Annotated in this window: 18 protein-coding genes; 8 read left to right on the top strand and 10 right to left on the bottom strand. The window is 62.2% G+C overall.

All coding sequences use genetic code 11. The annotated features are described in order from the left end of the window. Positions 1-5: 5 nt before the first annotated feature. From J3P82_RS11650 to J3P82_RS11610, 9 genes are all read right to left on the bottom strand, one after another. Positions 6-359 carry a RidA family protein gene (locus J3P82_RS11650; protein ID WP_186631541.1) on the bottom strand — a complete coding sequence of 118 codons (354 nt, stop codon included), beginning with the start codon at positions 357-359 and terminating at the stop codon, positions 6-8. Positions 360-368: 9 nt separating this feature from the next. Further along, the gene (locus J3P82_RS11645) at positions 369-1,547 is read right to left on the bottom strand and encodes an NAD(P)/FAD-dependent oxidoreductase (protein ID WP_434563196.1); all 1,179 of its coding nucleotides are present in this window, start codon (positions 1,545-1,547) and stop codon (positions 369-371) included. Continuing rightward, a complete protein-coding gene (locus J3P82_RS11640; protein ID WP_434563194.1) occupies positions 1,540-2,916 on the bottom strand; it encodes an FAD-dependent oxidoreductase in 1,377 nt (458 codons plus the stop codon). Before J3P82_RS11640 ends, J3P82_RS11645 begins: the two co-directional genes overlap by 8 nt. Further along, positions 2,913-3,266, bottom strand: coding sequence for a (2Fe-2S)-binding protein (locus tag J3P82_RS11635; RefSeq protein WP_186631533.1), 354 nt, complete (start codon positions 3,264-3,266; stop codon positions 2,913-2,915). The genes J3P82_RS11640 and J3P82_RS11635 overlap by 4 nt, the downstream gene beginning before the upstream one ends. Then, positions 3,256-4,398 (bottom strand): NAD(P)/FAD-dependent oxidoreductase, encoded by a 1,143-nt coding sequence (locus tag J3P82_RS11630; protein ID WP_186631530.1) that lies wholly within the window; start codon positions 4,396-4,398, stop codon positions 3,256-3,258. Before J3P82_RS11630 ends, J3P82_RS11635 begins: the two co-directional genes overlap by 11 nt. Continuing rightward, complete coding sequence (locus J3P82_RS11625; protein ID WP_186631527.1) at positions 4,395-5,192, bottom strand: ABC transporter permease; 798 nt, start codon at positions 5,190-5,192, stop codon at positions 4,395-4,397. The genes J3P82_RS11630 and J3P82_RS11625 overlap by 4 nt, the downstream gene beginning before the upstream one ends. A gap of 6 nt (positions 5,193-5,198) precedes the next feature. Then, complete coding sequence (locus J3P82_RS11620) at positions 5,199-6,071, bottom strand: ABC transporter permease (RefSeq protein WP_186631524.1); 873 nt, start codon at positions 6,069-6,071, stop codon at positions 5,199-5,201. Continuing rightward, positions 6,058-7,131, bottom strand: coding sequence for an ABC transporter ATP-binding protein (locus tag J3P82_RS11615; protein WP_186642459.1), 1,074 nt, complete (start codon positions 7,129-7,131; stop codon positions 6,058-6,060). The genes J3P82_RS11620 and J3P82_RS11615 overlap by 14 nt, the downstream gene beginning before the upstream one ends. A gap of 67 nt (positions 7,132-7,198) precedes the next feature. Next, a complete protein-coding gene (locus J3P82_RS11610) occupies positions 7,199-8,275 on the bottom strand; it encodes an ABC transporter substrate-binding protein (RefSeq protein ID WP_434563192.1) in 1,077 nt (358 codons plus the stop codon). 221 nt (positions 8,276-8,496) lie between these two features. Here J3P82_RS11610 and J3P82_RS11605 point away from each other — a divergent pair, with 221 nt between their 5' ends. Beyond that, positions 8,497-9,384, top strand: coding sequence for a LysR substrate-binding domain-containing protein (locus J3P82_RS11605; protein WP_186631515.1), 888 nt, complete (start codon positions 8,497-8,499; stop codon positions 9,382-9,384). Positions 9,385-9,428: 44 nt separating this feature from the next. On the opposite strand, the gene J3P82_RS11600 is transcribed toward J3P82_RS11605, so the two are convergent. After that, positions 9,429-10,223 carry a GntR family transcriptional regulator gene (locus J3P82_RS11600; RefSeq protein ID WP_434563190.1) on the bottom strand — a complete coding sequence of 265 codons (795 nt, stop codon included), beginning with the start codon at positions 10,221-10,223 and terminating at the stop codon, positions 9,429-9,431. Between the two features lie 249 nt (positions 10,224-10,472). Between J3P82_RS11600 and J3P82_RS11595 the strand changes: the two genes are divergently transcribed. The 7 genes from J3P82_RS11595 (at position 10,473) to J3P82_RS11565 (ending at position 17,935) form a co-directional block, all read left to right on the top strand. Further along, a complete protein-coding gene (locus J3P82_RS11595; RefSeq protein WP_434563188.1) occupies positions 10,473-11,486 on the top strand; it encodes an SIS domain-containing protein in 1,014 nt (337 codons plus the stop codon). A 2-nt stretch (positions 11,487-11,488) separates the two neighbouring features. Further along, on the top strand, positions 11,489-12,343 hold the full coding sequence (locus J3P82_RS11590; RefSeq protein WP_186631506.1) for a PfkB family carbohydrate kinase: 855 nt from the start codon (positions 11,489-11,491) through the stop codon (positions 12,341-12,343). Between the two features lie 62 nt (positions 12,344-12,405). Continuing rightward, positions 12,406-13,176, top strand: coding sequence for an ABC transporter substrate-binding protein (locus tag J3P82_RS11585; protein ID WP_186631503.1), 771 nt, complete (start codon positions 12,406-12,408; stop codon positions 13,174-13,176). Between the two features lie 24 nt (positions 13,177-13,200). Next, positions 13,201-13,890 (top strand): ABC transporter permease, encoded by a 690-nt coding sequence (locus J3P82_RS11580; protein ID WP_186631500.1) that lies wholly within the window; start codon positions 13,201-13,203, stop codon positions 13,888-13,890. Continuing rightward, positions 13,887-14,588 carry a histidine ABC transporter permease HisM gene (gene hisM / locus J3P82_RS11575; protein ID WP_434563187.1) on the top strand — a complete coding sequence of 234 codons (702 nt, stop codon included), beginning with the start codon at positions 13,887-13,889 and terminating at the stop codon, positions 14,586-14,588. Before J3P82_RS11580 ends, hisM begins: the two co-directional genes overlap by 4 nt. Positions 14,589-14,697: 109 nt before the next feature. Beyond that, positions 14,698-16,641 (top strand): sigma-54-dependent Fis family transcriptional regulator, encoded by a 1,944-nt coding sequence (locus J3P82_RS11570; RefSeq protein WP_434563185.1) that lies wholly within the window; start codon positions 14,698-14,700, stop codon positions 16,639-16,641. Between the two features lie 358 nt (positions 16,642-16,999). After that, on the top strand, positions 17,000-17,935 hold the full coding sequence (locus J3P82_RS11565) for an IS110 family transposase (protein WP_434557345.1): 936 nt from the start codon (positions 17,000-17,002) through the stop codon (positions 17,933-17,935). Positions 17,936-18,020 lie beyond the last annotated feature (85 nt).

The following is an 18,020-nucleotide window of genomic DNA, read 5'->3' as shown; positions in this document are numbered from 1 at the left end:
GGCAATCAACTGGCGGCGATAACGGTGATCTCCACCAACAGGTCCGGGGCCGCGAGACGCGATTCCACGGTGGCGCGCGCCGGTGCATGACCTTCCGGGGCCCAGGCGTCCCACACCTCGTTCATACCGGCGAAATTGGCCTGGATGTCCGACAGCCAGACCTGGGCGCTGAGAATGCGGGTCTTGTCCAGGCCGGCCTGGGCCAGGTAGCTGTCGATTTTCGCTAATACCTGGGCGGTCTGGCCCTTGATGTCCTGGGTCCGGTCAGTGGCCGTCTGGCCGCCGAGAAAGGTCAGGCCATTGCATTGAACGACACGGCTCATGCGTTGATTGGTTTCAATCCGGGTGATATCCAGCATGTGAACTCCTTAGTGTTGCGACAGGGTTGAGGTGGGTTGGATAGCTGAAGCTGCCGCTTTTGCGGCAACGTCGAAACGATCGATGGCGAAGGGTTCCAGGGAGATGTCCGAGTGTTCGCCCAGGATCAGTTGGGCCAGGCGTTGGCCGGTGCCAGGGCCCATCTGAAAGCCGCTGCCACAAAAGCCGAATGAGTAACTGAGGTTGCTGGCCTTGCGACTGGCGCCGATCACCGGCAGGTCATCGGCGGTAAAGGCTTCGACACCGGCCCAGACGCGATTGACGCCCAGGTGTTGCAAATGCGGGAACAAGTCGGTGACAGTCCGTGCGCTGCTGCCCAAGCGCGCCATGTCGACCTCGCCATGGCGCGAGAGAAAATCCAGTGACCCGATCAGCTTGCCACCAATCACCACCGTGCCGTTGGCGAATTGCTTGAACGACAAGGCCCTCGTCGTGGCGCCCAGCACCGGGACACAGAACGGCGCGACCCGATGGGTGACCATCAACATCAGGCCTTCGGGATGCGCCGGAACCGGCTCGCCAACTTGTGCCGCCAGCTCGGCGGCCCAGGCGCCTGCCGTCACCACCAGGTGCCCGGCGCTAAAACAGCCAATTTCGGTGCGTACCTGCCATCGGGCGCCGGCCTGTTCGATCCGTTGCGCCGGGGTGTTCTCGTGGATCCGTACCCCGCGCTTCTGCGCAGCCAGGCGAAACGCGGTGACGGTCCTGTAAGGCACCGCGTAGCCATCGTCCTCGACCCAGATGCCGCCGGTCACATGCCTTGAAATGCTCGGCACTTTCTCGAACACCTGATGCTGATCGATCAACACTTCATGGGCGAAACCCAACGCCTGGAGGTGCTCGACCCGGTGCCGGCACTCGAGCAGCTCTGCCGCGTTTTCCGCCAATTTGAGCTGGCCGCTGGGGACAAAACCGCCGTCATCGCCCAAGGTGCTTTCAAGGTTGTGCCAAAGGTCTCGCGAGGCCAACGCCAATGGAATCTCCGCCGCGTGGCGTCCCAGGGTACGTACTCCGCCGGCGTTGACGCCCGAGGCGTGGCGACCGCAATACTGCGCTTCCAGCACGGTCACCTGGACGCCAGCCTGTGCGAGGAACAACGCCGTGCTCAGGCCATGGATGCCGCCGCCGATGATCAGCACGTCCGCCCCGCGTTCGCTTGCCTTACTCACCGGCCAGTTCCCCCAGGGTGATCGGCTTGATCGGCGGCCGAATCCGGTAGTACCCCACCTCGGCCGCCGAAACGCCGCGAGCCTTGGCGATCACTTCGGTCACGGTCAGGCCGCACATGCGCCCCTGGCAAGGCCCCATGCCGCAACGACCAAACGCCTTGGCCTGATTAGGACCCGCGCAACCCAGGGCGACGAAGGCGCGCAGTTCACCCGCCGTCACTTCCTCGCAGCGGCAAACCATTACCCCGTCGGCGGGAATCCGGTTGTGCTCCTTGGGCTGATACAGCGCGTCGAGAAAAGGCCGGATCCGCAGGTTGGCGTCCAGTTGCAGGCGCAAACGGCGCGCCTGTTCATCGCGATCGGAGCCGCTGATCGCCTTGAGCTGCGCGGCAATCCCCAGCGCCGTCAGTTGCCCCTGCAACGCCGCCGCCTGCGCCCCGCCAATACCCGCGCCGTCCCCGGCAATGTAGACCCCCGGCACATCCAATTCCCCCCATGGATCGCTGACTGGGGTGAAGCACAGCTGTTGCGAGTCCCATTCGTGGCGGGCGCGCAACGCCTGGCTGAACTGAATATTCGGCACCACGCCTTGATGCAGCAATACGCAGCGCGTGGCGACGCGGTGCGTCTTGCCGGACACACTGAATGTCAGGGCTTGCGCCGCCTCGTCGCCTTCAATCGCCAAGTGTTCGGCGCCGCTGTAGTGAGGGATGTTGGCGGCACGCAGGCTGCGCATCAGGTCCAATCCTTTGCGCAGGTAAGGCCAGGCTCGCAGGGCCGAGAACAGGTGACGACGGGCGCGCCAGTAATCTTCGGCGCGCGTGGTGTCAACCAAGGCCTTGATCGTCACACCGGCGCGCAGGTACTGCCAGCCGAGCAGGTACAACAGCGGACCACAGCCGGCCAATACCACCGGTTCGCTCGGTGCCAGGCCCGAACTTTTCAAGAGTATCTGCGCCGCACCGGCGCTCATCACACCGGGCAAGGTCCAACCGGGAATCGGAAACGGCCGCTCCATGGCGCCGGTTGCCAACAGCACGACTTTGGCGTCCAGCGTATACAGGCGCCCTTCACGCAGATAACTGACCTGGCGATCCCGCGTCACCTGCCACACCGATGCGGCTTTTTCATAACGCACGCTCGAAGCGGCCAAGGCCTGGACCCATTCGTTGCCCTGCGCATAATCGGCTCCCAACAGGTCCCGTCGCGACAAAGGCGCCAGGCTGATGCCCCGGTAGATCTGCCCACCCGGACTCCCCTGCTCATCCAGCAGCACCACGTGCAAACCCAGCTCGGCCATCCGGCTCGCCGCCGCCATGCCGGCAGGTCCGGCGCCAATCACCACCACATCAACGGTTTCATGATTCATGACGGTTGCTCCACGGCCTGGATATCCATTGGCTGATAGGCCAGGTCCCGCGCGCCCTCCTGGGAGCGCACGCGCATGCCCTCGGCCACTTCCACCAAACAACTTTGGCGGTTGGGCACGCCGTCGATGTCCACCAGGCATTCGAAGCACACGCCCATCATGCAATACGGCGCCCGGGGCGACTCACTCACCGGCGTGGCGCGAAATCGGCTGATGCCGCTCATCAGCAAGGCGGCGGCAACGCTGGTACCGGCCGGTACGCTCAGCGATTGGTCGTTGAAGGTCAGGCTCACTGTCCGCGTCGGCCTGCCTTCGCTGACAATCGGTTGAAAGAGCGGATCAGTGCGCATGTGAAAATACCTTGTCAGTTAGAAAACGATCGCCGCTGAACACCGCCAGCTCCGCCGGCCGGGCCCCACCCATGATCCACGGCGCGATACGCAGGGCGTGAGCGGCGGCCAGGGTGACGCCGCTGTGGCAGGTGACGACGAACGCCCCCGGATGCACGCTCGACTGCTGGTAGACGGGGAACCCGTCCGGGCTCATCACTCGCAAGGCCCCCCAGGCCCGGACCAGCCGAACGTCGCGCAACAAGGGGAAGGTCGAGACACCGCGCCGGGCAATAGCGGCCAGCACCTCGGTGGAGGTGCTGTCGTCGAAGCCCACCTCCTCCATGGAGTCGCCCAGCTGTACGGTGCCCTCATCGGTCTGGCGCACGTTAAGCGTCGGGTATGGCAGGAACGGCCGGACCCGCTCGCTGATCAGCACTTGCCCGCGATTGGGCGCCACCGGTGCGTGCAGGCCCACCTGAGGCCCCAACGTCGCGTTGCCCAACCCGGCCGCGAGGACAATCCTGGGCGCGACGAAGCTGCGGCGCCCGGCCCTCACACGAAACTCACCGGGGGCATAATCAATGCGCTCGACCTGCACGCCACCCTGCAATCGGGCACCCTTGGCCTGCGCCGAGGCATGCAGGGCGCGAAGCAATTTCAACGGATTGACGTGGCCGTCCTGGGGCGTATAGCTGGCGCCGATCACCGCAGGACCGATCAATGGCAGGCGCGCTTTTACCTCGGCGGCATCGAGCATTTCGAAAGGGTATTCACCCAACGCATCCTGCAAGGTCTGCAGGCGCGACTGGCGCTCCAACAGTTCTTCGTCGTTGAAGCACATATGGAAGCCGCCTGGTTGCTTGAGCTGGACATCGATGCCGCTGTCGGCCAGCAACGCTTGGGCAAACGCCGGCCAGCGCGTGGCCGAGGAGCGCGTCCAGCGTGAATAATCCGTCAGGTCATGGCCTTTGCCCTGGACCCAGACCAGGCCAAAATTGCCCCGTGACGCACGAAATGCATCATCGCCCTGATCGAGCACCTGAACTTCGGCACCCTCGCGCGCCAAGCCGTAGGCCACCGCCATTCCCACCAGTCCGCCGCCGACGACGATCACGTCCGACTGCACAACGTCGTGCCTGTCCTGGCTCATTTGCTTTCCCCGATCAATACCCGATCCAGCCCGACCATGCGATCGAGCACCAGCATCAACAACAACGTGCCGATGATCAGGACCGTGGAAACCGCCGTGATCAGAGGGTCGATGGTCTGGGAGATCTGGTTGTACATGGCCACCGGCAAGGTGGTGGTGCCCGGTGTGGCGACGAATACCGTCATGGTCAACTCATCGAAGCTCTGGATGAACGCCAACATCCAGCCACCGATCACCCCCGTACGGATACGCGGCAACACCACTCGATAAAAAGCGGTCCAGCGCCGCGCCCCGAGCGACAACGCCGCCTGTTCGATGTCGCGCTCAAGACCGATGGTCGAAGCCAGCGTCAGCCGCAAGGCATAGGGCAACACCACGATGACATGGGTGATGCTCAGCGCCCAGAACGAGCCGCCAATCTGCGCCATCGAGAAAAACCGCAGGAACGCAATGCCCAGCACCACGGACGGAATCATCAATGGCGAGAGCAGGAAGCCGGTCAGTGTGCTGCGTCCGGCAAACTCGTAGCGACTGATTGCCAACGCCGCGGGGACCGCCAGCAGCGTCGCAGCGGTGGCCGACACCAGGCCCAGCTTGAGTGACAGGAAGAAGGCATCAAGCATTTCCTGGTTTTCAAGCAGCGCCCGGAACCAGCGCAACGACAAGCCGTCGGTGGGCAACGACAGGTAGCCCTTGTCGGTAAAGGCGATTGCCATCACGACCACCAGCGGAGCGACGATGAAGGTGATGAACAACAGATGGAACAGCAGTGAGAAAAATCCGTTCTTGTGCATGGCCGGTTACTCGAAGACTTGCTTGAAGCGGCGCTCGGCCAACTTGCTGCAACCCAGGATGATGATCAGGTTGGCAACCAGCAGGAGCATTGCGATGGCGGCGCCGAGGGGCCAGTTGAGGGTGCCGAGGAATTCGTCATAGGCCGCGGTCGCCACGACCTTCAGGCGTCGCCCGCCGATGATCGCCGGCGTGGCGAAGGCGGACGCCGCCAGGGCGAAGACAATGATCGAACCGGAAAGAATGCCGGGCATGATCTGCGGCAGGATGATCCGGCGAAACACCGTCAGGCGCGATGCGCCCAGGGACAATCCGGCCCACTCCACTTGCAGGTCCAGGCGCTGCAAGGTGGCCCACACGGCGATCACCATGAACGGCACCAGCACATGGGTCAGCGCGATGATCACACCGAGTTGGGTGAAGAGCATTTTCACCGGTTGGTCGGTAATCCCCAGCGCCTGCAAGGCATCGTTGATCAACCCGTTGTTGCCCAGCAGGATCGCCCAGCCGAGCGTTCGCACCACCACCGAAATCAACAGCGGCCCGAGCACCACCAGCAGGAACAACGAGCGCCAGCGCGGCGCCATGCGCGCAATGATGATGGTCTCCGGTACGCCGAGCAGCACGCACAACACGGTGACGGCCAGCGCCAGGCCGCCCGTGCGCAGGAAGATGTCGTGGAAGTAACCGTCCTTGAATACCTCGAGGTAGTTGCCGAGGCTGTAGGTCGGCAACACCCCCTCGGTGTCGCTGAACAGGTTGAGCGACAACACCGCCGTCAGGAGCAAAGGCACCAGCAGCAACGCGACGAATACCAGCAACGCCGGGCCGCTGAGCAACCAGGGCGCGGCACCGACATGTTCGGCATCATACCTGGCCATGGGCAACCTCCCGGTCCAACAGGCGCAGATCGTCGTCGGACCAATCCAGGCCAACTTCATGGCCTTCGTCAGGCGGCGGAGTGCCGAGGTTCGGCTGGGTCATGTGGACCATGCCCAAGTGGGTTTCCACCGCGATCAGCCAAAGATTGCCAAGGAACACGCGCAAGCGGATACGCCCGTTCAGACGCCCGTGGCCGGCCTGCGCCAGGCGAATCTTCTCCGGGCGGATGTAGACATTGACTTCATTGCCCAGCGTCCGGTCTTCATGGGGCACATGCAACAGCGTGTCCTTGACCTGCACGTGGCAACACCGCTCGTTACGGGTTTGCACGGCACCGGCGAAGGCGTTGGTCTTGCCCAGGAACGCCGAGGCGAAGGGTGAATGGGGGCGCTCGTATGCTTCATACGGGGTGTCGATCTGCACGATCCGACCCTTTTGCATCACCGCGATGCGGTCGCTCATGGTCATGGCTTCGACCTGGTCGTGAGTCACCAGGATGGTGGTGATACCCAGGTCGCGCTGGATCGCCCGCAGTTCGATGTGCATCTCTTCGCGCAGCTTGGCGTCGAGGTTGGACATCGGTTCGTCGAGCAACAGCAGGTTCGGGCGGATGGCCAGGGCGCGGGCAATTGCCACCCGCTGGCGTTGCCCTCCGGAGAGTGCCTTGGGGTAACGCTCGCCCAGGCCGTCAAGGCGCACCAGCGCCAGCGCCTCGTCCACGCGCTGGCTGCGTTCGGCCTTGGCTACGCCGCGCATTTCCAGGCCGAAACTGATGTTCTGCGCAACAGTCATGTGCGGAAACAATGCGTAGCTTTGGAAAACGATGCCCAGCCCCCGTTGCTCGGGCCGCACGTGGGTAATGTCGCGCCCGTCGAGGACGATCCGCCCTTGCGTGGGCTGAACGAAGCCGGCAATGGATTGCAGCGTGGTGGTCTTGCCGCACCCGGAGGGTCCGAGCAAAGCGATGAACTCACCGTGCCGGACCTCCAGGTCCAAGCCGTCGATGGCTTTGAAACTGCCGTACGTCTTGACGATGCCTTCGAGCGTGAGAAATGCCATTGGCGTGCCACGCAGGCCGGGCCTGCGCCTCCAGAATGGTTACGAGAAGGATCCGAGCCAGTGGCTGCTAGCGTTCGACCGTGCGATTCCAACGTGTCGTCCATTCGCTGCGCTGCTGGTTGATCGTGTCCCAATCGACCTGGATCAGCGCATTGACCTTCTCCGGCCCATAAGGCATCCGTGCGGCAATCTCCGGCTCAAGGGTGACGGTCTGGTTGACCGGCGCGAAGCCATTTTCCCGGGCCTGGATTTCTTGCACCTGGGGAGACAGGACGTACTGGATGAATTGCTGCGACAGCTCGGGCTGGGCGTTGGGCGTGATGCCGCAGGCGGCGACCTGCAAGGCGATACCGCCCTCTTTCGGGTAGATGAACTTGAGCGGAAAACCGGTGCCCTGCAACGCCACCGCACGGCCACTGCCATACACCGCCATGACCACGTCGCCGTTCTGCATCATGCCGTCCATTTCACCCGGCGCCGACACCCAGGCCAGGACGTTGGGGCCGATCTCGTCCTTCAGGGCCTTGAAGCCAGGGTCGATGTTCTTTTCGCCGCCGCCGCGCAACCGGGCCATCTGCACCAATGTGTGCAAGCCATAGGTGTTGGTCACCGGCGGCATGCCCAGCAACTGTTTGTAGCGCGGATTGGTCAGGTCTTCCCAGGAGTCCGGCGGGGTCCAGCCACGCTGCTTGAACGCCTCCTCGTTGTAGCCAATGCCTGTGGCGACCACCCCGATCCCAGTCGCCTCGGGGCTGATTCGCGCCAACGGATACAGGTCTTTGTAGATCGGCGCGTCGCTGAGCTTTGCGCAGAGCCCCATTTGCAGCGCCTGGTACATCGGCCCGTCGTCCATCATCGCCACGTTGATCTGCTGGCGTCCTTTCTGGGCCTGCAATTTAGCCAGGGTTTCGGTGGAATTGCCGGCGACGTAGACCACCTTGACGTTGTGCTGCTTTTCGAACGCGGGGATGACCTTGGTCTTGTACATCTGCTCGGTGGAGCCGCCTACACCGGCGAGATAAAGCGTCGGTTCGGCGAAAGCGGCGCCGCTGCCCAACCCGGCGAGGGCCAAGGTGACAGCGGCGGCGAGGCGGCTCAGAGGGCGAAACGGTGATGTGGCTGAAGGCGAGTTATGGCTATTCACAGACTATCTCCGAAGTGCGTGGGGCAGATCGAACAATGCGTCAGTCGCTTCGGCGTCAATCGAAGCCATGCAGCACGCTGCATGTTCGGCGAATCCATCACGCCGAAGGCGCATCTTCATGTGCGCTATGGGTTGCTGGTCTGGAGTATTGGATGCACCATCCATAGGGTCAAATCAGAATATGCGGGCGAGTTATTCATATTTGATATGGGGAGGCAGGTGTGAATCTCAGGCAAATCGAAGCATTCCGCAGCGTCATGCGACTGGGCTCGATGACCGCGGCGGCCGAGGTGTTGTATACCTCGCAGCCCAACGTCAGCCGGTTGATCGCCCAGTTGGAACTGAGCACCGGGTTGACGCTGTTCAAGCGCGCGGGCGTACGGCTGATCCCAACGCAGGAAGGCCAGGCGTTCTTTCATGAAGTGGAACGTGCCTATGTCGGCCTCGACAGCCTCAAGCATTCGGCGAAGAACATTCGCAACCTGGGCACCGGGCGCTTGCGCGTGGCGGCCGTACCATCGACTGGCCTGAGCTTGCTTCCGGCGGTCATCAAGCACTTCACCAGCACTCGGCCGGAACTCACGGTGTCACTGCACGTGAACTCTTCGCCGACGGTGGAGCAATGGGTGAAATCGCAGTTCTGCGACATCGGCATCGTGGTCCATCCCGGCGATGTCAACAGCCAGCACGTCGAGTTGCTCGCCGAGCGAGCAGCCGTGTGCGTGTTGCCTGGCGCGCATCCGCTGGCTGAACGAGCGCAGATCACCTTCGAGGATCTCGAAGGGCAACCCTTTGTTTCGCTCTGCCACGGCGACGGAACGCGCGCACAGGTGGACGGGTTATTCGAACAGGCCGGCGTCGAGCGGGTGATGGCGGTCGAAGCGCAATACAGTGCGATCAACTGTGAAATGGTAGCGCTCGGCATGGGCATCACCCTCGCCCATCCGCTGGTTGCCAAGGACTATCTGCACCGGCAAATCGTGATCAGACCGTTCATCCCGGATATCCTTTTTCCGACCTACGTAATCTGGCCCGCCGCACAAACCAGGACACGCCTGGCCGAGGAATTCGTCGATACGTTGAAGGCCTATTACCGGGATGGTGATTGATGCGGCTGCCACCCAGATATGGCGAATCTGGGACATCGCCGCTGCTATCCTTCCACCAGCAAGTCGCTATTGACCCGACTGTCGGCCAACTTGAACACCACCCGCTGGGGATGGTTGACCGACACCAGGTATTCCACCGGCCGCCCTTGGCGATCGAATATCACGCCCCGATAGACCAGCGCAGCCGTCCCAGGCTCGACGTCGAGCAAGCGCGCCTCCTGATCGTTCATCGTGGCGATGCTCAGCGTGCCCTCGTCGCTTTCGATTTCGATCTGGTAGCGCGATAGCAGCAACGCGTACAGCGACGCCCCCTCAATCAGGTCGCCCGCCACCAGTTCCGGCACACGGGCGGCCGGGATGTAGCTGGTCTCGATGCAGAATGGCTTTTGATCCACGGTGCGCAGACGCCTGATGGTCAGCAACGGGTCGCCTTCCTGGATCTTCAGCAGTTTCGCCACGCGCGCGCTGGCCTGGGTTTGCTCGAAGTAGAGCAATTTACTCCCGGGCCGCGCCCCCGCCTGCTCGACGACTTCGGCGATGCCTTTGCGCGCGACGGTATTGAGTGGTCGCTCGACACCGGGCGCGGTCACGAAGGTGCCACGGTTGCCCCGACGCTCCAGGACCCCACGGTCGATCAGCGTCTGCAAGGCCTTTCGCAGCGTCATCCGGCTGATGCCCAAGTGCTCGGCCAGGTCCCGTTCCGCCGGGATCCGCTCAGTCGGCCCGAACTCCGGGCGCTCGAGCATTTCCAGCAGTGCTTGGACGGCCTGCCAGGCCACCTGCTTGCGTTCGGGCGCCAGATGCGCCACATCGGAGGACTTCGGAGGAGCTACTTTCATGGTCTACATCCTGGATTATTTTTTCAGCCACGGCATTGCAACGACACCCAGCGGAAAACCGTCGCAAACCCGCCAACCTTAAGATGCCAGCGAAATAACGGCCCTGAGCAGGCGTTCAGCACCGCTCCGCGCGCTCATTAGACCATGGAGGAAAAGCCTTGTAATGGTATTTTTCGTGGTATAGCTTTTGGTCTAAATGGTGACCATGAACAGCACATGATTCACCGTAACAAAGCCCCAGGAGCTCACATGGCGATCCAGTTCAACCAGGAAGCCTTCATCTCTTCCTTGCAGCTATCCGTGCAAATCGTCGACGACGCCCAGCAGTTCGGCCAAGAGCTGGCCACGCGAATCGACCGCATCTACTTCGTCAGTTGCGGCGCCCCCAACCGCATCATGCTCGGCTTGCAGTACTGGCTTGAGCGCTACAGCCAGACACTGGAAGTGCGGCGTTATTTTCCGGCCGACTTCATCGATATCAATCCGCCGCGCCTGGATGAACGCACCTTGGTGGTCCTTGCCTCCAAATCCGGCACGACCCAGGAAACCATCGCCGCCGCCCGTTTCCTGCAGGACAAGCCCTGCCTCACCGTAGGCGTGACGCAAACCGCCGAGCTGCCGCTGGCCCAGGCGGTCCAACATTGCTTCCTGCTGGGGCGTACCGATGAGGCGTATTTCGGTTGTTTCATGATCCTCCAGGCGCTGGTCGGCGGGATCCTCGCCAAGCGCGAAGGCTGGCCATTGTTGGACAAACTCACTCGCTCGCTCAAGGCACTGCCGCGAGCCCTCGCCGAGGCTGCGGTCAATAACGACCGGCGCGCCACCGAGGAGGCACGCCTGTATAAAGATGATCGCGTGATGTATTTCCTCGCCTCGGGCCCGATGTTCACCACGGCCTATGTATTTGGCGTTTGCGTGGTGATGGAAAGCCAGTGGCTGCACTGCCTGCCGGTGGAGGCCGCGGAGTTTTTCCATGGCCCGTTCGAAGCCATCGACGCGACCACGCCGCTGCTCCTGTTGGTGGGTGAAGACCCCAGCCGGGCGCAGATGGAACGCGTGGTGCGGTTCTGCCAGCGCTACACCGAACGGGTCATGGTCTATGACGCCAAGGACTTCCCGATGGAGGGCATCGATCCCGAAATCCGCGCGATTGTCGCGCCCTACATCGTCGGCATCGCCGTGGAACGCATCGCCGCTCATCTCGCGGTCTGGCACGAGCAGCCGCTGTCGACGCGCCGCTACATGTGGAAAACGGAGTACTGAGCATGGCCAGCCTGATCGCGGTCGGCGACAACACCATGGACGTGTACTTGGACCGGAACATCGAATACCCCGGTGGCAATGCACTCAACGTGTCGGTAATGGCCGCCCGGCTGGGTGTTCGCAGTGCCTACCTGGGCCGCGTTGGCGATGACCGGCAAGGCCAGTACCTGCTCGACTGCCTGCAACAGGAAGGCGTCGATGCGTCCCGTTGCCGAATGCTGGCGGGAAACAATGGCTGGGCGTGTGTCGACAGTATCGATGGCGAGCGGGTGTTTCTCGGCAGCGACCCTGGCGTGTGTCGCCAACTGCGGCTCGATGCCGACGACCTGGCCTATATCGGGACGTTTGGGCTGGCCCACAGCAGCCTCTACAGCGGCCTGCAAGATCAATTGGCCCAGGTTCGCCAGGCCAGTGGTTGCCTGTCCTTCGACTTCTCGGACAACTGGGTCGAGTTCGACTGGCAGGCGCTGATCCAGCACGTCGACATCGCTTTTTTCTCGGCGGCCGAGCACTCCTCAAAACAAGCCGTCGAGTTGGCGAACTCACTGCGGGCCATGGGCCCGGCGGTAGTGGTCATCACGCGGGGGGCTCAAGGCGCCATCGCGGTCGACGCCCGAGGGACGTACGAACAACCTGCGCTGCCCTGCACGTTCGTCGACAGCATGGGCGCCGGCGACGGTTTTATCGCCGCGTTCCTGCTGGCCTGGCAGGCACGCCAGTGCCTCGCCGACTGCCTGTCAGAGGGTGTCGGTTACGCCGGACAGGTGTGTGGCTGGAACGGCGGCTTTGGCCATGGTCAAGCCGTCGACGCCGAGCGCGTCCAACAACTCAAACGCGCCTTGAACCTTCAAGGCTGAACCCTGCTGCCGCGGGCCAATGCCCGGGACGGCTCCACCCACCTGTCGTGGATACCCTGTCGATGAAAAGATGTCTGATCGGTTTGATGCTCCTGGCCAGTCCATTGATGACCTGGGCCGCCAGCGAAGAGCTACGTTTCGGGGTCGATCCCACCTACCCGCCGTTCGAGTCCAAGCGACCGGACGGCACGCTGACCGGATTCGATATCGAGTTGGGCGAAAGCCTCTGCGTCGAGTTGAAACGGCGTTGCGTGTGGGTGGAAAACGCCTTCGACGGCATGGTTTCGGCCCTCAAGGGCAAGAAGTTCGACGGGATACTCTCGGCCCTGTCGATCACCGAAGAACGCAAAGCTGAAATTGCCTTTTCCAACACCCTCTATGACACCCCGGCACGCCTGGTCGCCCCTGAAGGCAGCCCGTTGCAGCCGACAGCCGAATCCCTGCGTGGCAAGCGCATCGGCGTGCAGCAGGGCAGTGTCTTCGAAGTCTATGCCAAGCGGATGTGGGGCGCCAAGGGCGTGGAAGTTGTGCCTTATCAGAGCAGTGACTTGACCTACTCGGACTTGATCAACGGTCGGCTGGATGCGGCATTCGACGACGCCATCGCGGTGGCCGAAGGCTTATTGAAGAAGCCCATGGGCAAGGGTTTCGGTTATGCCGGCGAGGTGGTCAAGTCACCGGAGATCTTCGGCCCGGGCACCGGGATCGGCATGCGCAAAAGCGACACCGCCCTGGCCGGCGAAATCAACCAGGCGCTCGAACGGATCCACCAGAACGGCACCTATGAACGCATCGCCAGGAAGTACTTCGACTTCGATATCTCACCGAAGTGAACCACTCGAGTGGAGCCTGACAGCATGTTTCTCGAGGGATACGGCTATCTGATTTTCCAGGGCGCGTGGCTGACCGTGCAGGTGGCCACGTGGGCTGCCTGTGTTGCCTTGGTCCTGGGCCTGCTCGGCGCCTTGGCGAAACTCTCGCCACTGGCACCTTTACGACTGGTGGCCACGGTCTATACCACGCTGGTGCGCAGTGTCCCTGACCTGGTGCTGATGCTGCTGATCTACTACAGCGCGCAGATCGGACTCAACCAGATGGCGGAAGCGTTTGGCGGCGAATCGTTCCAGTTGAACCCTTATGGCACCGCGATCGGCACGTTGGGGTTCATCTACGGAGCCTACTGCGCCGAAACCTTTCGCGGCGCCTTCCAGGCGATTCCGTTCGGCCAACTCGAAGCAGCCCGCGCCTATGGCATGAGCCATTGGCAAGTGCTGCGGCGTATCCGCCTGCCGCAGATGATGCGGTTCGCATTGCCCGGCATTGGCAATATCTGGCAAGTGCTGTTGAAAAGTGCCGGCCTGATATCACTGCTGGGCCTCAACGACATGGTTCAGGTGGCCAAACAGGCGGGCAATGCGACGTCGAGACAGATGTTCTTCTATCTGGTGGTTGCGGTGATATTTTTCGCCTTCGCGATCCTTTCCAACCTGGTGCTCAAACATCTGGAACGACGCTACAGCCTTGAGCCGCAGCGGAGGGTGTCATGATCGAGATTCTGAAAGAGTTCGGACCGAGCTTCCTCTGGTCGGACGGTTATCGCTGGAGCGGCCTGTCCGTCACGCTCTGGCTGTTGGTGACGTCCGCCGTTAGCGGCTTGCTCGTGGCCATTCCGTTGGCGCTGATTCGCACCTACGGCAACCGCTGGCTGGCCCTGGCGATCCAGCTCTACACCCTGGTGTTTCGCGGCACCCCGTTGTTCGTGCAACTGCTGATCATCTACAGCGGCCTGGCGAGCCTGAGCCTCATCAGGGAATCACCGAGCCTGTGGTGGTTCTTTCGTGACGGCATGCATTGCGTGATCCTGGCCCTGGCCCTGAACACCTGCGCCTATACCATCGAAATCCTCGCCGGCGTGCTACGCACGACACCACGCGGCGAGATCGAAGCCGCCCTTGCGCTGGGCATGACCCGCCGCCAACTGTTCATTCTGGTGCTGGTACCGAGCATGCTGCGCCGGGCACTCCCGGCCTATAGCAACGAAGTGATCTTTGTCCTGCATGCCACGGCCATCGCCTTTACCGCGACGGTTCCCGACATCCTTAAAATCGCCGCGGATGTCAACGCGGCCACCTTCAAGACCTTCCAGGCCTATGGCATCGCCGCCCTGCTTTACATGCTGCTGGCGTGTGCGCTGGTGGCGGTGTTCCGATTGGCAGAGCGGCGGTTGTTGGCGTATCAGCGTTAAGCGGGTAAAACCTGGGAGGCTGAAAATTCACGCTTCAGCGTCTATGGTAGATAGCTAATAACAAGATCCCAGTGAAGCCTCTTGGGCTTCACCGCTGATGGAGCCTTTCATGACCCTGCATGACACGCAGACGATCCCCAGCGAACTCGCGGCGTTCGTCAACGACCATTTTTCCGGGCGCGGCCTCAGGCCCGATGGGGTCATTGCACAGTCCTGGTACCGCAGCGTCGTGCAGCACCGGCTGGATCCGGGCGCGGCGAGCCGCAAGAATATCCTTGGCGCCGAGGACATCCGTCGTCACCAGGAACAGCATCAGCAATATCTTTCCATCGCCAGCCAGGGTGTGAACGGCCTGGCCCGGCGCGTGGTGCCCGCCGGCTTTGCCGTGCTGCTGAGCGACGAACACGGCATCACCCTCGATTCCCGGCTGCCCAGCCAGCACGACGCCTACACCCGCTCCGGGCTGGTGGTGGGCGCGCGGTGGGACGAGTCGGAGGTCGGCACCAACGGCATCGGCACGACCCTGGCGGCGGCGCAACCGCTGATCATTCACCGGGAAGAGCACTTCCTGGCGTCCAACTTCCGCCTGAGCTGCTCGGTGGCGCCGATCTTCGACGCTCAAGGCTTGTTGCGCGGTTGCCTGAATGCGACCTGCATGAACAACGAAGGTCCTCGGGAAAGCCAGTACCTCACGCTGCAACTGGTGATCATGTACGCACGCCTGATCGAGAACGCGCATTTTCGCCAGAGCTACCGCGACCGCCTGACCCTGTCCCTCAAACCCATCGATGAAATCGCCGACCTGGCCAACGAGCAACTGCTCGCCCTGGATGAAAGCGGTCGCATCATCGGGGCCAACCGTGCCGCGTTTGTCGCCTGGGATTTGGCCGACAATCCCAGATTGCTCGGCGCTCGCATCGACAGCCTGCTCCCAACCACGGTGGACGAACTGCTCCAGCTGACCAAGGGTGGCGCCCAGGGGGTGCGCTTGCGTGGCCTGCGTGATGAGGCCTTGCTGGACGTCGGCCTGCGCATCCCCTGCGAACAGCACCGCCCGCTGCCTGTCGCTCGCCCCGCCCTCCAGGCTCACCCGGACCTGCAGCAACTCGCAGGTAGCGATGCCCGGTTGCAACAGAACGTGCGGCGCCTGCGCAAGGTGATCGACAAGGGCATTGCGATCCTGATCACCGGCGAGACCGGCACCGGCAAGGAGGCCTTTGCCCGTGCAATTCACCATGCCAGCATTCGTCGCGCCGGGCCTTTCGTTGCGTTGAACTGCGCGGCTATCCCGGAGACGTTGATCGAGAGCGAACTGTTCGGCTATCGCGCCGGCAGCTTCACGGGCGCCAACCGGAAAGGCATGAAAGGCAAGCTGGAACTGGCAAACGGCGGCACCCTTTTTCTCGATGAGATCGGCGACATGCCTGCCCACCTGCAAACCCGCTTGCTACGCGTGCTGGCGGAGCGCGAGATCTCACCACTGGGGGCCGAGGCGCCGGTGACGCTGGATGTCCAGGTGATCTCGGCCACCCATCAGGATCTGCACAACATGATCGGCGAGAAGCGCTTTCGCGAAGATTTGTTTTATCGTCTCGCCGGCATGAACCTCGCGCTACCGGCCTTGCGCGAGCGCAGCGACCGAGCCGAGCTGATCGACACCCTGCTCGCAGCCCAGACCGGCGCCCGCGGCTTGCGACTGGACGCCGATGCCCGCCGATGCCTGTTCGATTACCCATGGCCCGGCAACATCCGCCAGTTGCTCAACAGCCTGCGTTACGCGGTGGCCCTGGCAGAAGACGGCGTGATCGATCTGGACTGCCTGCCTTGCGAATTGCTGGCACCACAGAGGCTGCCACTGCCCGGCAGCGCCCGACCATTGACCAGCAACCTGGGTGAACAACTCGGGGGCGAAGAGGCCCGTCACCTGCTGAGCACCTTGCGCCGACAACGCTGGAACATCAGCGCCACCGCCACCGAGCTCGGCGTTTCGCGTTCGACGCTGTACCGCAAGATGAAAAAGCACGGCGTCATCGCGCCTAACGATCAGCCCTGATGCTACTCGAAGGCTTTCGACAGCCCCGTGGCGAGGGAGCTTGCTCCCGCTCGGCTGCGAAGCAGTCGTAAACCAGCGGCTGCGGTGCATCTGATGCTCCGCGTTTCGCCAGGTTTGGGGTCGCTTCGCAACCCAGCGGGAGCAAGCTTGTGTCTTTAACTGAGGTAATGTCAGAGATGAGAGGGGTGAATGGCAGCTGATGAGCAGCGGTGCCTTTTGAGCACGTGAGGGAGCCAAGCTGCCATCCACTCTTTTCACTCTGGTTCCAAGCTCGAACAGTTGACTGAGTCCGACCTCGAACAACAAGCGTGAGCCAGACCAGAGTGACCTCTCGCCCCTAAGCCTAGAGGTTTTACTCATGACTGCCTACGCCGGAATTGATGTGTCCAAAGCCACTTTGCAAATCGCGCTATTTCCCCAGGCAGGCGAACTGAGTGTGCCTAACACCGCCGAAGGGCTCGCCAAACTGGCTGGCTGGCTTGCTGAGAGACAGGTTGTGCGTGTTCTAGTTGAAGCGACAGGCGGCTATGAAAAGCTGTCGGTGCGGCTGCTAGCCAAGACCGGTTTTAAGGTTCAGCGAATCAACCCGGTTCGCGCTCGCCAGTTTGCGCAGGCTATGGGCAAGCGCGCTAAAACCGATCCCATTGACGCGCGAATGCTGGCGACGTTTGCTTCGGCCTTGGAGGAAAAAAACTTCATTTTCCCCGATGAGGCCCGCGACAAGCTTACCGAGTTGGTTAATCAGCGTGATGTCTTCATCCAGCAACGGGACGATAACCGGCGCCGTATTCAACAAGCGCAAGAGGCAGACGTGTTGGATGCTTATAGGGAACTCAATGCCAAACTCAAAGAGATGATCGCCGCCGCGGATAAGCGTATAGCCGCGCAAAGCCGGCAAATCGATGCCGAACTAATGGAGCGTTTGCGCTCGATCAAAGGGGTTGGCCCGGTGACCATCAGCAGCTTGTTCTGCTACCTGCCAGAATTGGGAGACCTGAGCCGTGGACAGGTCGCAGCGTTGGCTGGTGTAGCCCCCTATAACAACGACAGCGGGGCCAAGCGAGGTGTTAGGCGCATCTATGGAGGGAGATCAAGGCTACGTCGAGCGGTGTACATGAGCACTTTGGTTATGGTCCGCCACAACGATGATTTCAAAAACCGTTATGCCCGCCTTCGGGCAGCGGGAAAATGCTCAAAGGTAGCGTTGGTTGCGTGTATGCGTGTGTTGTTGATCAGGCTGAATGCCATGGTTCGGGATGGAAAACCATGGCAAGACCAACCTGCCAGCCGTTAGTCGGAGGAGAAGTTAAAGACAGTTGGCTCCCTCGCCACGGGATGGCCGTTTCCCTCGGACAGCATCAGGCGGGGCGCCGGCATTT

The sequence above is a fragment of the Pseudomonas sp. Z4-20 genome (assembly GCF_051131955.1).
GTDB lineage: Bacteria > Pseudomonadota > Gammaproteobacteria > Pseudomonadales > Pseudomonadaceae > Aquipseudomonas > Aquipseudomonas marvdashtae.
This window is presented reverse-complemented; position numbering and strand designations above follow the sequence as displayed.

Bases quoted from the DNA above. Each gene is read 5' to 3' on its own strand.
- J3P82_RS11650 (WP_186631541.1), bottom strand. From the start codon at position 359: ATGCTGGATATCACCCGGATTGAAACCAATCAACGCATGAGCCGTGTC.
- J3P82_RS11640 (WP_434563194.1), bottom strand. From the start codon at position 2,916: ATGAATCATGAAACCGTTGATGTGGTGGTGATTGGCGCCGGACCTGCC.
- J3P82_RS11635 (WP_186631533.1), bottom strand. From the start codon at position 3,266: ATGCGCACTGATCCGCTCTTTCAACCGATTGTCAGCGAAGGCAGGCCG.
- J3P82_RS11630 (WP_186631530.1), bottom strand. From the start codon at position 4,398: ATGAGCCAGGACAGGCACGACGTTGTGCAGTCGGACGTGATCGTCGTC.
- J3P82_RS11625 (WP_186631527.1), bottom strand. From the start codon at position 5,192: ATGCACAAGAACGGATTTTTCTCACTGCTGTTCCATCTGTTGTTCATC.
- J3P82_RS11620 (WP_186631524.1), bottom strand. From the start codon at position 6,071: ATGGCCAGGTATGATGCCGAACATGTCGGTGCCGCGCCCTGGTTGCTC.
- J3P82_RS11615 (WP_186642459.1), bottom strand. From the start codon at position 7,131: ATGGCATTTCTCACGCTCGAAGGCATCGTCAAGACGTACGGCAGTTTC.
- J3P82_RS11600 (WP_434563190.1), bottom strand. From the start codon at position 10,223: ATGAAAGTAGCTCCTCCGAAGTCCTCCGATGTGGCGCATCTGGCGCCC.
- J3P82_RS11595 (WP_434563188.1), top strand. From the start codon at position 10,473: ATGGCGATCCAGTTCAACCAGGAAGCCTTCATCTCTTCCTTGCAGCTA.
- J3P82_RS11590 (WP_186631506.1), top strand. From the start codon at position 11,489: ATGGCCAGCCTGATCGCGGTCGGCGACAACACCATGGACGTGTACTTG.
- J3P82_RS11585 (WP_186631503.1), top strand. From the start codon at position 12,406: ATGAAAAGATGTCTGATCGGTTTGATGCTCCTGGCCAGTCCATTGATG.
- J3P82_RS11580 (WP_186631500.1), top strand. From the start codon at position 13,201: ATGTTTCTCGAGGGATACGGCTATCTGATTTTCCAGGGCGCGTGGCTG.
- hisM (WP_434563187.1), top strand. From the start codon at position 13,887: ATGATCGAGATTCTGAAAGAGTTCGGACCGAGCTTCCTCTGGTCGGAC.
- J3P82_RS11570 (WP_434563185.1), top strand. From the start codon at position 14,698: ATGACCCTGCATGACACGCAGACGATCCCCAGCGAACTCGCGGCGTTC.
- J3P82_RS11565 (WP_434557345.1), top strand. From the start codon at position 17,000: ATGACTGCCTACGCCGGAATTGATGTGTCCAAAGCCACTTTGCAAATC.